At 52.1% G+C, this 14,293-nt stretch carries 15 protein-coding genes, 2 pseudogenes and 1 riboswitch; of the genes and pseudogenes, 13 read left to right on the plus strand and 4 right to left on the minus strand.

The window, feature by feature from the left end:
- Nucleotides 1-356 precede the first annotated feature (356 nt).
- The 10 genes and pseudogenes from AACR93_RS16855 to AACR93_RS16895 form a co-directional block, all read left to right on the plus strand.
- Nucleotides 357-722, plus strand: a pseudogene (locus AACR93_RS16855) (transposase); the annotation flags it as partial.
- 403 nt (nucleotides 723-1,125) lie between these two features.
- On the plus strand, nucleotides 1,126-1,272 hold the full coding sequence (locus AACR93_RS23160) for an endonuclease toxin domain-containing protein (protein WP_442853472.1): 147 nt from the start codon (nucleotides 1,126-1,128) through the stop codon (nucleotides 1,270-1,272).
- A complete protein-coding gene (locus tag AACR93_RS16860; RefSeq protein WP_082044140.1) occupies nucleotides 1,272-1,775 on the plus strand; it encodes a contact-dependent growth inhibition system immunity protein in 504 nt (167 codons plus the stop codon). Before AACR93_RS23160 ends, AACR93_RS16860 begins: the two co-directional genes overlap by 1 nt.
- 190 nt (nucleotides 1,776-1,965) lie before the next feature.
- Nucleotides 1,966-2,313: an immunity 8 family protein gene (locus tag AACR93_RS16865; RefSeq protein ID WP_082044141.1), complete on the plus strand. Its 348-nt coding sequence runs from the start codon at nucleotides 1,966-1,968 to the stop codon at nucleotides 2,311-2,313.
- A 98-nt stretch (nucleotides 2,314-2,411) separates the two neighbouring features.
- The gene (locus tag AACR93_RS16870) at nucleotides 2,412-2,738 is read left to right on the plus strand and encodes an Imm42 family immunity protein (RefSeq protein WP_043851428.1); all 327 of its coding nucleotides are present in this window, start codon (nucleotides 2,412-2,414) and stop codon (nucleotides 2,736-2,738) included.
- The gene (locus tag AACR93_RS23165) at nucleotides 2,735-2,911 is read left to right on the plus strand and encodes an Imm42 family immunity protein (RefSeq protein ID WP_156152993.1); all 177 of its coding nucleotides are present in this window, start codon (nucleotides 2,735-2,737) and stop codon (nucleotides 2,909-2,911) included. Before AACR93_RS16870 ends, AACR93_RS23165 begins: the two co-directional genes overlap by 4 nt.
- A 69-nt stretch (nucleotides 2,912-2,980) precedes the next feature.
- Nucleotides 2,981-3,229 (plus strand): hypothetical protein, encoded by a 249-nt coding sequence (locus tag AACR93_RS16875; protein WP_043851429.1) that lies wholly within the window; start codon nucleotides 2,981-2,983, stop codon nucleotides 3,227-3,229.
- Between the two features lie 69 nt (nucleotides 3,230-3,298).
- On the plus strand, nucleotides 3,299-3,745 hold the full coding sequence (locus tag AACR93_RS16880) for a hypothetical protein (RefSeq protein ID WP_133164094.1): 447 nt from the start codon (nucleotides 3,299-3,301) through the stop codon (nucleotides 3,743-3,745).
- A 241-nt stretch (nucleotides 3,746-3,986) separates the two neighbouring features.
- On the plus strand, nucleotides 3,987-4,328 hold the full coding sequence (locus AACR93_RS16885) for a hypothetical protein (RefSeq protein WP_082044142.1): 342 nt from the start codon (nucleotides 3,987-3,989) through the stop codon (nucleotides 4,326-4,328).
- Between the two features lie 644 nt (nucleotides 4,329-4,972).
- Nucleotides 4,973-5,557, plus strand: coding sequence for a hypothetical protein (locus AACR93_RS16895; protein ID WP_156152994.1), 585 nt, complete (start codon nucleotides 4,973-4,975; stop codon nucleotides 5,555-5,557).
- Nucleotides 5,558-6,297: 740 nt separating this feature from the next.
- Here the strand turns inward: AACR93_RS16895 and AACR93_RS16900 are convergent.
- The 3 genes from AACR93_RS16900 to AACR93_RS16910 all read right to left on the minus strand — a co-directional run bounded on the left by AACR93_RS16900 (nucleotide 6,298) and on the right by AACR93_RS16910 (nucleotide 8,189).
- Entirely contained in the window at nucleotides 6,298-6,615 is a 318-nt protein-coding gene (locus AACR93_RS16900; RefSeq protein ID WP_043851430.1) for a DUF190 domain-containing protein, read from the minus strand.
- A gap of 11 nt (nucleotides 6,616-6,626) precedes the next feature.
- Nucleotides 6,627-7,010, minus strand: coding sequence for a fluoride efflux transporter CrcB (gene crcB / locus AACR93_RS16905; protein WP_033116160.1), 384 nt, complete (start codon nucleotides 7,008-7,010; stop codon nucleotides 6,627-6,629).
- A gap of 67 nt (nucleotides 7,011-7,077) precedes the next feature.
- Nucleotides 7,078-7,154, minus strand: a riboswitch (Fluoride riboswitch).
- Nucleotides 7,155-7,454: 300 nt separating this feature from the next.
- Nucleotides 7,455-8,189, minus strand: a complete 735-nt coding sequence (locus AACR93_RS16910; RefSeq protein WP_043851431.1) for a substrate-binding periplasmic protein — start codon at nucleotides 8,187-8,189, stop codon at nucleotides 7,455-7,457.
- A 172-nt stretch (nucleotides 8,190-8,361) separates the two neighbouring features.
- Here AACR93_RS16910 and tesB point away from each other — a divergent pair, with 172 nt between their 5' ends.
- Nucleotides 8,362-9,228, plus strand: coding sequence for an acyl-CoA thioesterase II (gene tesB / locus AACR93_RS16915; RefSeq protein ID WP_042032451.1), 867 nt, complete (start codon nucleotides 8,362-8,364; stop codon nucleotides 9,226-9,228).
- Nucleotides 9,229-9,306: 78 nt separating this feature from the next.
- Here tesB and aceK read toward each other — a convergent pair whose 3' ends face one another.
- Nucleotides 9,307-11,034 (minus strand): bifunctional isocitrate dehydrogenase kinase/phosphatase, encoded by a 1,728-nt coding sequence (aceK, locus tag AACR93_RS16920; protein ID WP_043851432.1) that lies wholly within the window; start codon nucleotides 11,032-11,034, stop codon nucleotides 9,307-9,309.
- A 206-nt stretch (nucleotides 11,035-11,240) separates the two neighbouring features.
- Between aceK and AACR93_RS16925 the strand changes: the two genes are divergently transcribed.
- Together AACR93_RS16925 and thrA are read left to right on the plus strand one after the other, a co-directional pair.
- Nucleotides 11,241-11,933: a tRNA/rRNA methyltransferase gene (locus AACR93_RS16925; RefSeq protein ID WP_041208306.1), complete on the plus strand. Its 693-nt coding sequence runs from the start codon at nucleotides 11,241-11,243 to the stop codon at nucleotides 11,931-11,933.
- A gap of 260 nt (nucleotides 11,934-12,193) precedes the next feature.
- Nucleotides 12,194-14,272: pseudogene (thrA, locus tag AACR93_RS16930) on the plus strand (bifunctional aspartate kinase/homoserine dehydrogenase I); the annotation flags it as partial.
- Nucleotides 14,273-14,293: the final 21 nt, after the last annotated feature.

Raw genomic sequence — 14,293 nt, forward strand, 5'->3', positions numbered from 1 at the left:
TGGTTATTTTTTGTGGCTCAGTTAACAGATAAACGGTTCTTTTTTATTCACAACTCCGGATGGATTGGTGAATAATATGGCCGGGTTCCAAGCGCAACTTTTCATGCCGGATGCATGAGTTTTTCGTTGAAGAGTTCTGCTTGCCAATAGTGATACATGACTCGCGCCGAAGGGTCGTCTCACTGTTATTGGGCTTACAGCAGTGTCGCCGAGCAATTAAATATGCTCAGGGACTGCGGTAGCTATTTGCTAGAATTAGCTCTGCTTGTGGCGTTGTTGCCCAAATCGATACAGCTTGAATGGAACTAACTGATAACTTGGTGATCTGATCCCGCCATCCTCTTCAAGTCTGCATTATGGGCGTGTCGCTTCACCCCATCACCAACTGGCCTCAATATAACAAGTCTTTGCTCAACAGTGGTTCACTCACCTTCTGGGTTGATACCGAGGCAATGAACAATTGGTTTCACCAAAGCCATTACGGACGACGGGGCCGCAGCCAGCTTGATACTGACCAGACCATCTGTACATTCCTGATGCTCAAGAGGATTTTCAACCTCACTTTGCGGGCCACTCAGGGACTACTCGACTCTCTGCTCCAGTTGATGAATGTGCCGTTGTACGCACAGGACTATAGCTATGCCAGCAAGCGTGCAGGCACGGTGACCGTGGCTTATCGTATCCCCCAAAAAGAACGTATTACCGATTTGGTTATCGACTCGCTTGATTAGACAGGCCGTGCTATTCGGCCCGACAAACGGGGTCATATTCCGGCTCAACTTGGACCCATTCTGGAACGGTTGGGCCTTGATGGTGTTCTCTGGTTGAAACTGGTGGCGCTATTCAGGCGACAAGGGATCAGCGTGGTGGGAGGCAGAGATCAATGTCAGCAGTTTTCCCGCCATTTTGGCCAGCGGCGATGCCATCAACCACGGATTTTATTGCTTTGCGTTTACCCTGCTGATAGCTCCGGGTATTGCACATAGTTCAGTAAATGGTTGTGCAGGGGCGGTTGCTTTCCAAACCTGAAAATCTCTCCCTCCAGTGGACTTTTGCAGGCATCAGTTCGAATGCATACACCCTTATAATGCCTGCAAGCCGTTCGATAGTGGCTTGCTACAAAAGGTGGGCGTCCTAATCGTTTTTGCTAACAGAGAAATCCAGATAGCTGTTCCCGCCAATACCACCAAGATACAATGGACAGAGATAAATCGAGCCATTGAGTATGGCAAAAATCAAGGTGTAATAGTTAAAGTGACACAGGTGAAGTGATGCAATTTAATCAAGATCAAGACTACTGGGCCAATGTTTTTACTACACATGATTTTTTTAGTGTAGAAACTTATTCTGGATTAGGTCGGACTGGAAGTGACCCTCTTTTCCCATGTCATTTATTAACTCCTGATGTAGATGATGACTGTTTTGGAGGGACACTATTACAAGCTTTGTCTGATAGCCGAACATTAACTGAACTGGCAGATCGTATTGAGTTTTTTGATCTAGAGAAAGGCATAGAACGATACGCAGCTTGGATTGCGATGTTGATGGGGAAATATGGATATAAAACCAAACGAGCTCTGTTTAAGGACATGAAAAACTGCGGTATTCATCTGGTAAATGGCGTAATAACCATATCACCTACACGCCATGAAAAACTGGAAGCTTGGGGAAGAACTAAAGGCGATGGTTTAGAAGATGTCATTCTTTCTTTAGATTGCTCCCCAGCTGAAATTGGAGCTGGTTTGCGACTAGCATTAAGTCGTTGTAAAGGTTGACTTTATATATCAGGGAAGGCTCGATTGGATTGGGGGAATCTGGGACACCCACCTTTTTGGATGGTTCCCTTATTTATCGGCCACCGGTTTCTAAGAAAAGCCAATTTGCTATCACAGGTGTTCAGGCAAATTTCCAAATATTAGGCAAATCAGGAGTGGTGATCAGCAATGGTCATCTTAGCATAACAAAATGAAAGCTAATTTAAAGTCATTGTGGTCAGATAACTGTCTGTTGGAAAGTTATCAACCAATTGAAAATGATAGTTTTTCTTTCTGGGTTGAGTTGTCAATAGGAACTTGTGGCGAAGAAGGGGCTGATTATTTTCGCTTGCATATTTGTACGCCAGAATGGCTCTGTAAGCATCACTGGTTGCCTGAACTGATACAGCACACGCTGCTGGTTCGTAAATATGATCTTGATGAAATCACAAAAACCATCACAGATTACATTGACCAGTGTGAGGGTAATGACTGGATGGAGATAGCGCAAAAACTGTCCCGTGTCTTTGCTTGGGAATATGAAGATTATCAGCCTTAAATGCTAAATCGGAAATCTGGGACACCCACCTTTTTGACATTAGGTAATAGAGAACTTTGTTCATTCAATAAAGAAATTAAAGAGTTAAAGGGGGGAAAATGATTTTCGGTCAACCTTTTGAATTCGCTGTTTTTTATGAACTATTGGAGAAAACAGATGATGAATATTGGAAATTTGGGGTTTTCATGTTTTTTATTGAAGATGAAATATATCCATCCAAAGGTTCTAATTATACACTGTCTATGGCTATGGATTATCTGAAAAATACTCATCAAGAGGTAATTGATAGTCAAGATGAAGGGCTAGATATGTCAATGACTGCCCATGCTTTATTAAAGGAGTTAGCTCATTCACATGGTATGCTACTTGATTGTGATCCTGATGACATGGAGTTGCTTGATTCAAAAAAAATAGGTTTTTTTTGAGCCACCTTGAAATAGCTGATACAGGGTTTTATCTTTTTTATTGTTTAGGTAATAATCAATTTGAATGTTTGATATATAGTCATGATTATGGGAGTACAGCTAAAAAAACAATTTTAAATAAAGGCACTGTTAGTAGTGTACTGGATAAACTTCCATGCAAAGAATCAATATAGGGCGGAAATCCGGGGCGAAATCCGGGACACCCACCTTTTTGACGCGTCCTTGATGGTGCGGAGAAAAAAATGAAAAAAATTAACCTCTGGGATCTCATCAAATTTATTATATTAAGTAATATTTTTATGATTTTTCTTGATGTTTTTGGTAATGCGCTGGTATTAGTTGTGGTATATTTTAAAACTGGTGTTTTTATATTTGACTTGGATGATTTTTTATATGGCTCGTTAGATAAAGCTCTCGCAGGAGGAACCGTGTTGGGTATTGGTCTTTGGCTCAAAAACAAATTACAAGAGCGACAAAAACAGAAAGACTAGGGCCGTAGTCTCGATTAGGAGAATTATTTTGCACCCATATTTTTTAATGCATATTAAAAGGAAGGCCAGATGAAGATATTGTTTGCATCAGGAATGATAATTTTTCTTGCTTTGCTGATTTTTTTGTCAGGTGTTTTTTATGTCAGGAATAAATTAAAATTTAATGATTCTAGAGCTGTGCTTTTGTTTATGGACAGCGTGATGTTTAAGTCTTGTTTGCTGACTAATCTGGCATCTATATTCTTTTTTATATCATGTGCTATGGGATTAGCTTTGTCATGGGTTAATGGTGAGCCTCATCAACGAATTATTTCTTATTGTGCCGGCTTTCTTGGTGTTATTTTATTGTTTTTTCATTGTAGGTTACAGAATGTTATAAATCATGAGGTAGGTGATTTTTCCTTTTTAAACGAATTGACTTTGAAATATGAGTTTTCTAGTTCTTCGGTTTTAATTTGGCTTTCTAGATTATGTTATTTGGTGTCATTTCTTATGCTCTTTTATTATGGTTGTTAACGCGTATTAGCGGGGTGTAAAGACATAGTCATCACCAGATACCGGCCTAGCGCCGGTGTTTTATTTTATCGGCCAGCCATGCTGGCAAGCTGGTCGTTCAACCTGACTCCCATCCGCCGAAATGACTTTTGCATCCATGTAACGAATTTTTGTCCGGACTCCGGGACACCCACCTTTTTATGAAAATCGTTACGCCTAAACGTTCTGAGTTACAGCCAGGCCCATCTTTGGGGGGTGAAAAATGAAGATTAAAAGCCAAATTAGTGGGCATATCATTGACATATTTGGTATTTACTGGGTTTTGTCTGTGGATGGCTCCTGTACTGAAACAATATTGCTTGGTTTACCTAAAAATAGTGGTGGCTTAGTTCCTTATCGCATAACAGGTAAGATTATTGATAGCGTTGATATTATTGAACCATCCGTACCCGATGGCTTTATTTACTACTATTCAGGGATTTATCACAAATCATTAATTGAAGAGAATTTACTAGATGATCTTCGAGAATATGACGAAACAGCTTATAAGCGGTTCCTTGAGATCCTGAAAGCTGAAGGCAGCATAGATCCGGATTTTTATTGAAATCCGGGACACCCACCTTTTTGCACGTCAAATCAGCTTGCAGGATACGCCTTACTACCACGTGGTCAGTCGCTGTGTGCGGCGAGCTTTTCTGTGCGGAGAGGATTCCCACTCCGGCCAGAGTTATGAGCATCGACGCCAATGGGTGGTCGACAAGTTGGGGCAACTGTCGCGGCTGTTTGCTATCCAGTATCAAACAGCGCTTTGACGAGCCTGCTGCTCCTGAGGTTTTGCCACCACTGTTACTGCCGTTTGCCAGCCAGGGGAAGCCTGAAGAACTACCCTATGCCTTCACCGACTACCTGATGCTGGTTGATTGGACAGGCCGTGCTATTCGGCCCGACAAACGGGGTCATATTCCCGCTCAACTTGGACCCATTCTGGAACGGTTGGGCCTTGATGGTGTTCTCTGGTTGAAACAGGTGGCGCTATTCAGGCGACAAGGGATCAGAGTGCTGGGAGGTAGAGATCAATGTCAGCAGTTTGCCCGCCACTGTGGCCAGCGGCGATGCCATCAACCACGGATTTGATTGCTTTGCATTTACCCTGCTGATAGCTCCGGGTATTGCACATAGTCCAGTAAATGGTTGTGCAGGGGCGTTGCTTTCTAAACCTGCAAATTTCTCCTGCCAGCCGAGTTTTACATGCATCAGTTCGAATGCACACACCCTTATAATGCCTGCAAGCAGTTCGATAGTGGCTTGCTACAAAAGGTGGGTGTCCTAATCGTTTTGCCAACTGTTGGGAAATGGGTGGGTAGTGCAACAATAGGAGAGCGGCTTGTTGGGGTTGGAATTAGTGGGGCTGCTAATGCTGGAACTCAAATATATGACGGTGAACCGTTTAGTTGGGTTACCTTTGGTGCTTCAATGGTAACCGGTGCTGCTACTGTAAATATGGGGTATTGGGGGGTTGCGACAGTAAATGCTGCAGGAAGTGGTATTACTAGTCTTATTGAGCAAAAAAGTCCATGGCGCTCAATGGCGGCTAGTATCATGGGCTCTACAGTTGGATATGGAGTTGGTAAAGCGGATAAGCCCTTGGATAAGTTTTTTAATCCGCCTAAAAATGATATAAAATGGATGCAATCACCCAACACACCAATATTTTATCCATACCCTAAGAGTAATCTTCCTGCGATTATTTCCGGTTCTGGTAGCGCTGTTTTGTCGGAGGTTGAGACTCATGCAACAGAAGACTCCATGCGCCTATATGAGGTTTTGAAATGAAACTTATGGTGTTTTATATTCTTTATTCTATTCTAGGTTCATTTCTAATGTTTTTAGGGGTGTTGTCCATAAGAATAATGTTTTCATTTATATATTGTTCCATTTACTCTCACGGTAATGTCTCAATAGCATATTCCTCGGTTGAATTTATGTCTGATTTAAAGTTAAGTGTGTTTTGGGGTGTCGGTGTAGGTGTTGTAACATATTTATATAAACGTTTTTGTCGATATCAGTAAAATATTGGTGTGGCCGGAAATCCGGGACACCCACTTTTTTGACAGAGGGGAATCCGGGACACCCACCTTTTTGACAGAGGCGTAGTGCTGTTGTTTGTACAGATCTAGTTATCACCTGACATCAGCCTTGCGCGGATGTTTTATTTTATCGGCCAGCCATGCTGGCAAGCTGATCGTTCAACCTGACTCCCATCCGCCAAGAGGACTTTTGCATCCATGCAACGAATTTTTGTTGGCCGTATCACCAGTGAAATAATCCGAGACGTGGTGGAAGAGTCGATAGCCTAATGGCGGAGTGGCAACAGCCTCCGATCCTGCTGTATTCGTGATGCCGATGCCGATGCCGATGCCGATGCCGATGCCGATGCCGATGCCGATGCCGATGCTGCTGATAGTGGGCGGATGTGCTGTGGTGCTTGCTATGCAGGGGGGTAGCCCCAAAAGTGGGTCGCTATATCGCCTCTTATGCCAGACAAGAGGCGATATAGCGATTTGATTACCAGATTAGCGATCGCCAGACATCCCGAACTCTATGGGCATCAAGGTATAAAACACACTCGTGTTGTGTTTCTTTAGCAGGTCGAATATGAGGTTTACCTCGTTGTCAGTGACTGAAAACGTCACTTCCAATGGCTGGTCTGACAGTTCGAAAAAATGAGCCGAGTGCAGACGCCGGTCATGCCCAAGCCCTTCATTGGCAGCCAACAGGGTGGCCCCCTGAATACCGAGCTCTTTAGCCTGCTCGACCAGCCATTGTGCCAATGGTTGACCCTCGATTGAGCGATCCTGGCGAGTGTAAAATGTTAATTGATAGCCTTGCATAGATACTCCTGTCACATCCGTTGCAGCATTGACATTGACCACATGCCGGCAAGAGTCATAGCCAGCGAACCCAGTACATGGACACAAATCGCCCCCCCTGCCCAAGCCAATCGACCGGCCTGCAGTAATGAAGTGACTTCAGCAGAGAATGTTGAAAAGGTGGTTAACCCGCCGAGAAAACCGGTGATCACCAGCAGCCGCCACTCAGGGGGGAGATTGGGGTTTGCGGAAAAGAAAGCGATAGCGATCCCGATCAGATAGCCTCCCAGCAAGTTTGCCACGAGAGTGCCCAGCGGGAGGGTAGGAAAGATAGCGTTCAGGGATGTGCCCAGTAGCCAGCGAAATATGGCACCGAACGAGGCGCCAACGCTGATGGCAAGAATCGAATTAAGCATATAAATCGTCCTTTAGTGCAGAGACTCCAGGACAGTGGTGCATATGCTACGCAGCCCTGACCTGGACTGAAACGTAGGCATCATTAGCCACAACGGCGGTTTGTGTGCGTATGCATGTGGAGGAATGCCATCTCCAGTGCATGGATTGTATCTTTCGCAGAGAAAAAGTCGAGCCGCTGTTTGGTGTTGTCGGCCAGCCATGGTGGCAAGCGGGTCGTCCAGTCAGACCCCGTCCGATATGATGATTTTTGCATCCATGTAACGAGTTGCTGCTCTGCTGTATCACCAGTGAAATAATCCGATAAGGGGTTGCAGTGTGAGTCACCGAATAGCGGGGGGCAACTGCCTCCGATCCTGCGGTATTTGTGGTGCCAAGGCCAGTGCCGGTATGGCCAAGGGGGAGGGATTTGTTGCGGTGTCTGCGGGCAGGAGGGGGGGGGCGGGTCAGTAGGCCTGGGCGTTCCATTTGTCGTTGAAGTCGTGGATAAACTTCTCCCCCTCTGCGTTGCGGGAGGTGACCAGATAGAAGGTGACGTTCTGGCGAAACAGCGAGAGGCGGTAGAGGGCGGCGCTGTCTTCTTCGGATAGGTTCTTTTTCGAGGTGTCGTTGATGGGCACCAGATCGACTTTGCCCTTTTTCAGCAGCTCGACGCACTGGTTGAGGCGGTTGGTGGTTCTGACGATCAACCCCTGATCGTTGATGACCCGCTCGATGGCATCGGAGAACCACCCCTTGGGCACGCAGGCGGTTTTTTGCTGCCAGGGCGGGGATTCCAGCCCCTTCTTGTCGGGCGTGGTGTACCAGGACTGGATATCAAAGGCGATGGGGGTACTGAACAGCAGGCTGTTGCTGCGCTCGTTGGTCCAAGTAAAGGGGAACGCGGCGATGGCGTTGCCCAGCTCGATGTTTTTAAGTCCGCGTGGCCAGGGCTGATAGGAGATCTGCAGATCCGGGTGGCCAGCCGCTTTGAGAATGGTGAGCACCTTGCTTGCCAGCTCGCCGCCATTGGCCAGCTCCGCAGAGGAGTAAGGGGGCAGTTCGCCGGTGATGATGACCGCACTCTGCGCCGCGCTGGCAGGGAGCAGCGAGAGCGCAAGGAGAGGGGCAAGCAGCGGATGGCGCAGGCACAAAAAAGGGTGATGAGCGACAGAGAGGGTGAGTGGATAACGAATGTGCATGGCTGGTGACCTCGCCTCTATCGACTTTTTTCAGATTAATGGTTTCACCGGGGAAAAAACAGATTCGAAGCGCACTGTTTCTGCGCCTTCCGGGCGACATGAACGGACGCATGGCGGTTGCTCTGCTCCGGTGAGCTTGTTAGCCTGTGCGGCTCTGACAGAGGAGTGAACAATGAGCAAGGTACTTGATGGGCTGCTGGCGTTGCTGGCGCTGGAAAAAATCGAGGAGGGCCTGTTTCGGGGCCAGAGCCAGGATCTCGGTCTGCGGGCCGTGTTTGGCGGACAGGTAATGGGGCAGGCCTTGTCAGCCGCCAAGCAGACGGTCGAGACCGGCCGTCAGGTTCACAGTTTTCACTCCTACTTCCTGCGTCCGGGGGATGTGACCCGTCCCATCGTCTATGACGTGGAGAATATCCGTGATGGCCAGACCGTCTCCACCCGCCGGGTCAAGGCGATTCAGGGTGGCAAGCCCATCTTCTATCTCAACGCCTCGTTTCAGGTGCCGGCCGATGGCTTCGAGCATCAGGCGCAGATGCCCACCGGCATCACCCCGCCGGAGGAGCTCAAGAGCGAGTTGGAGCTGGTGCGCCCCTACGAGAACCTGATCCCGGCCTCCCTGCGGGACAAGATCCTCTGCGAACAGCCCATCGAGATGCGTCCGGTGACCCTGGTCGACCCTATTCGGCCGACGGTGCAGGATCCGGTGCGCCACGTCTGGTTCAAGGCCAACGGCCAGATGCCGGACGATCTGCGGGTGCACAAATACCTGCTGGCCTACGCCTCCGACTTCAACTTCCTGCTCACCTCGCTGCAGCCGCACGGGGTGTCGTACTGGGAGCCGGATATGCAGGTAGCCACCATCGATCACTCCATGTGGTTCCACCGGGATTTCCGCTTCGACGACTGGCTGCTCTACGTGGTAGACAGCCCAAGCGCCAGCAGCGGTCGCGGTCTGGTACGCGGCCAGTTCTTCACCCGTGACGGGGTGCTGGTGGCGAGCACCATGCAGGAGGGGGTGATCCGCCGTCGCGGCAGTTAAGGCGCAAAGCGGATAGCAAAACGGGGTGGCTTGGGCCACCCCGTTTTCGTTGCTGCGATGTGCGCGGGCTCGGCGGACTCAGCCGCCGCGCTGGTACTTGAAGCGCTTCTTGCGGCGGTAGGGATAGACATCCTCGAACACCCCCACCTTGATGTTGCTCTGCAGCATCTTCCAGTAGTTGGCGTCGAACATCTCCTTGTGCAGCTGCAACATGATCTCCCGCACCTGCGGCTTTTGCAGCAGGAAGGTGGCGAACTCCTCGGGGAAGATGTCGTTGGGGGCCACCGAGTACCAGGGCTCGGCGCTCCACTCATCCTCGGGGTAGCGGGGCGGCGGGATCTGGCGGAAGTTGCACTCCGTCATGTAGCAGATCTCGTCGTAGTCGTAGAAGACCACCCGGCCGTGGCGGGTGACGCCGAAGTTCTTGAACAGCATGTCCCCCGGGAAGATGTTGGCCGCCGCCAGCTGCTTGATGGCGTTGCCGTACTCCTCCAGCGCGAGGCGGGTCTGCTGTTCGTCCGCCTTGTCCAGATAGAGGTTGAGCGGGATCATCTTGCGCTCGGTGTAGAGGTGCTTGATCACCAGCTTGTCGTCGGTGATGGTGAGGGCCGAGGGCGCTACCGTCTTGAGTTCGGCAAGGAGTTCGGGCGAGATGCGATCCAGCGGAAACTCGAAGTTGGTGAACTCCTGGGTATCGGCCATGCGGCCAACCCGATCGTGCTGTTTGACCAGCCGGTACTTCTCTTTGACCTGCTCGTGGCTCACCTCCTTGGGCGGGGTGAACTCGTCCTTGATCACCTTGAACACCACATCGTAGGAGGGGAGGGTAAACACGCTCATCACCATCCCCTTGATGCCCGGCGCGATGATGAACTGATCCCGACTCTGGGCCAGATGGTGGCGGTAGTGGCGATAGAGCTCGGTCTTGCCGTGCTTCTGGCAGCCGATAGCGTTGTAGATCTCGTAATCGGGCTTGTGGGGCATGATCTGGCGCAGGAAGGCGACAAACAGCGCCGGTTCACGGGCATAGACCATAAAGTAGGCGCGGGCGAAGCCAAAGACGATGGAGGCGAGATCCGGCTCGAAGATGACGGTGTCCACATAGATGCTCTGGCCAGTGCTGAGCAGGGGCAGGATAAAGGGGAAGACCTGATCCTTGACCCGAATAAGCCCCACCAGATAGGCCCCCTTGTTGCGGTAGAACACCTCTTTCAATAGCTCGATGGCAAAGGGCTCATCATGGAGGATTTGTGGGCCGTTCTCGGCAAGATGGCGGTGGATGTCGACAATATCCCGCTGCTTGTCCTCGTAGGGGAGGGTGAAGCTGTAATCCCCCAAAAGCTGGCTCAGGGTCTGCGGCAGGTGGGCGAGATCGGTGCGATAGATGCGCAGCAATGCGCTGAGATCGGGTTTGTCGCCACGGCTGACGAAGGGGTGGATATAGAGGTTCTCGTCGCGGATATTGCGATGGCGAAAGATCCGGCGATAGACGGAGTTGAAGAAGGACTCCGCCACCTCGAAGTTCTCGCACTTGGGCAGCAGATCGCTGAAAGCCCCCTTCACCCGCTTGAGCAGCTCCTGGGTGGCGTGGTGCTCTCCCATCATCTGGCGGATGGAGCTGGCGGTGGCCCCCACATGGTGGTCGTAGAGGCGAATGCGCTCGCGCCCCGCCAGCTGCACTCCCAGCCAGTCACTGTTCTCGAAGCGGCTCTTGCTGCCGCGGGTGATCTCGAGAAACCGGCTGTAAAACGACTCGAACCGTTGCAATATGGTCTCGGCGACGGCCTGTTCCAATGGCTGCTGCATCTCTCTCTTCCTTGTGATTTTTCGGGCCGAATGCACCGGAAAACGGGCGCAAAAAAGGCGTGCGTCAGGCCACTATGGCAACATTGAAACATCTGTTCAAGTGGCAATTTTCGCGGATAAACGGTAGATTGCGCCCCTGTTTTGGCGATGGTTCAGCGACTGTTTACCGTCTGTTTGAGAGGCCGTCCGGCCTGTGAGGAAACCCGATGAAGCTCTATTTTGTCCTGGTGGCACCTGCCCGCCCCGCCAACGTCGGCGCCGCCGCCCGCGCCATGAAAACCATGGGCTTTGACGCCATGCGACTGGTGGCAAGCCGGGTGCACGAAGAGGATGAAGCGAGCTGGGTGGCTCACGGCGCGCAGGAGATCCTGGCTCAGGCCGAGGCGTTCGACACCCTGCCCGAGGCGCTGGCCGATATGGATCTGGTGATCGCCACCACCGCCCGCCAGCGTGGCCGCTACCAGCACTACCTCACCCCGGCTGAAATTCGCGACCAGATCCGCGCCAAGCCCTCCCTCAACAAGGTCGCCATCGTCTTTGGTTGCGAAGAGTCTGGCCTCTCCAACGAACAGCTGGCCGAGGTCGATCTCATCAGCTATCTGCCCCTCAAGGTGAGCTACCCGTCCCTCAATCTGGGGCAGGCGATCATGCTCTACGCCTACGAGCTGAGCCCGCTGCTCGATGAGGCAAGTGTCGCAGCAGAAAATATTGATAACAGCGGACAGGTTCGCGTGCTGAAAAGCAAAACAGCAGAAATTCTGGGTGAACTCGGAGTTTCGCAGGATGAAAAACTGCATCAGTGGGTGATGGACCGGGTACCCATGCTGCCGCAGCGGGATTTGAACATGCTCCACCTGCTCTGCAAGGACCTTGCCCGCAAACTTGGCAAAGAGGTTTAAGTTGACAGCCCTGCGCCCGGCGCGGTATTGCTAAAAGCCAGTTTCGTTCACGAGTGTTCGTCATGCAGCTATTCACCAACATCATCACCACCACCATTATTACCGGTACCACCACAGGTGGCACTGGGGCCGGTTGATGCGCTGACGAACAAGCACAGAAATCAGAAAAGGCCCGTACCCACCCAGTACGGGCCTTTTTGTTGGATGATTTTCAGACTGGTTTTTCGGTTATACAGCAGGGATTACAGGGAGAGAAAGCGATGAGAGTGTTGAAGTTTGGCGGGTCATCTCTGGCCGACGCAGAGCGTTTTTTACGGGTTGCCGACATTGCGGTGAATACCCATGGCCAGTCTCAGGTAGCCCTGGTGCTGTCTGCTCCTGCCAAGGTAACCAACCATCTGGTAGCGCTGGTCGAGCAGACCAGCCGTGGCATGGATGCCAGCAGTACCCTGTTTGAAGTGAACGGTATCTTCTCCCGCCTGCTGGCCGGGTTGAAGGCGGCGTATCCGGCGCTCAATGACAAAGCGCTGCAGGCACGCCTCACCAGCGAACTGGATCAGGTGGAGCGGCTGATGCAGGGCATCCGCCTGCTGGGGCTCTGTCCAGACAACGTGCAGGCGCGCATCCTGAGCCGTGGCGAGAACCTCTCCATCGCCTTTATGCACGAACTGCTGCGGGTACGTGGCCTCGAGCTGGGTCTTATCGTGCCGGAAGAGCTGCTGGTGACCGATGGCGGCTATCTGGAAGCTCACGTCGATATCGAAGCCTCCCGGGTGCGCTTTGCCGCCAGGGGCTTGCGTCCTGTTGTGGCAGAAAAGCAGCAATGCCTCTATCTGATGCCGGGCTTTACCGGCGGCAGCGACAAGGGTGAAACCGTGCTGCTGGGCCGTAACGGCTCCGACTACTCCGCCGCCGTGCTGGCCGCCTGTGTCGATGCCGAGTGCTGCGAGATCTGGACCGATGTCGAGGGCTGCTACAGCTGTGACCCGCGTCTGGTGCCGGATGCCTATCTGCTGAAAACTCTCTCCTACAAGGAGGCGATGGAGCTCTCCTACTTCGGCGCCAAGGTGCTGCACCCGAAAACCATCGCGCCGGTGGCCCAGTTCCACATTCCCTGCCTTATCAAGAACAGCTTCAACCCGCAGGGGCCGGGTACCCTGATCGGCCCCGAGAGCGGCGATGACGACCTGAAAGTGAAGGCCATCTCCGATCTGGCCGGCATGTGCATGTTCAACGTCTCCGGCCCCGGCATGAAGGGGATGGTCGGCATGGCCGGTCGCATCTTCTCCGCCGTCTCTCGCGCCGGGGTCAGCATTGTGCTGATCACCCAGTCATCTTCCGAATACAGCGTCAGCTTCTGTATCCACAGCTACGACAGCGACAAGACCCGCAAGGTGCTGGAGCGCGAGTTCGAGCTGGAGTTCAAGAACCAGCTGCTCGACCCGCTCGAGATCATGAACGATCTGGCCATCATCTCCCTGATCGGTGACGGCATGCGCACTGCCAAGGGGATGGCGGCTCGCTTCTTCACCTCGCTGGCGCAGGCCTCCATCAATATCGTCGCCATTGCGCAGGGCTCCAGCGAGCGCTCCATCTCGGCGGTGGTGCGCTCCGGCAAGGTGGCGGAAGCGATCAAGGCGTGCCACCAGAACTTCTTTGGCAGCCAGCACTTTATCGACCTGTTCGTGGTCGGGGTGGGTGGCGTCGGCGCCGCACTGGTGGATCAGATTGCCCGCCAGCAGCCGGTACTGGCCGAGCAGGGCACCGGTCTGCGGGTGGTCGGCATCGCCAACAGCCGCCAGATGGCGGTCAACAAGGATGGCCTGAACCTCGCCAACTGGCGCGAACAGCTGGTGGAAGCCCGCGACAGCTTCTCGCTGGACGGGGTGAAAAAGCTGGTGGAGGAGAGCCACATCATCAACCCGGTGATTGTCGACTGTACCTCCTCCGAGGCGGTGGCCGTCCAGTACGCCGACTTCCTCGCCGCCGGTTTCCATGTGGTTACTCCCAACAAGAAGGCCAACACCGGTTCGCTCGATTACTACAAGGCGCTGCGCCGCACTGCCCGCCAGACTCGCCGCAAGTTCCTGTACGAGACCAACGTGGGCGCCGGTCTGCCGGTTATCGAGAACCTGCAGAACCTCATCATGGCCGGTGACAAGCTGCGCGCGTTTGACGGCATCCTCTCCGGTTCGCTCTCCTTTATCTTCGGCAAGCTGGACGAGGGGATGGCCTTCTCCGAAGCGACCAAGATCGCTCGTGGCAACGGCTTTACCGAGCCGGATCCCCGCGACGATCTCAACGGCATGGATGTGGCGCGCAAGCTCTTGATCTTGGCTCTGTCTCTTATACACATCTGA

Source organism: Aeromonas sp. L_1B5_3, assembly GCF_963866575.1.
GTDB lineage: Bacteria > Pseudomonadota > Gammaproteobacteria > Enterobacterales > Aeromonadaceae > Aeromonas > Aeromonas jandaei.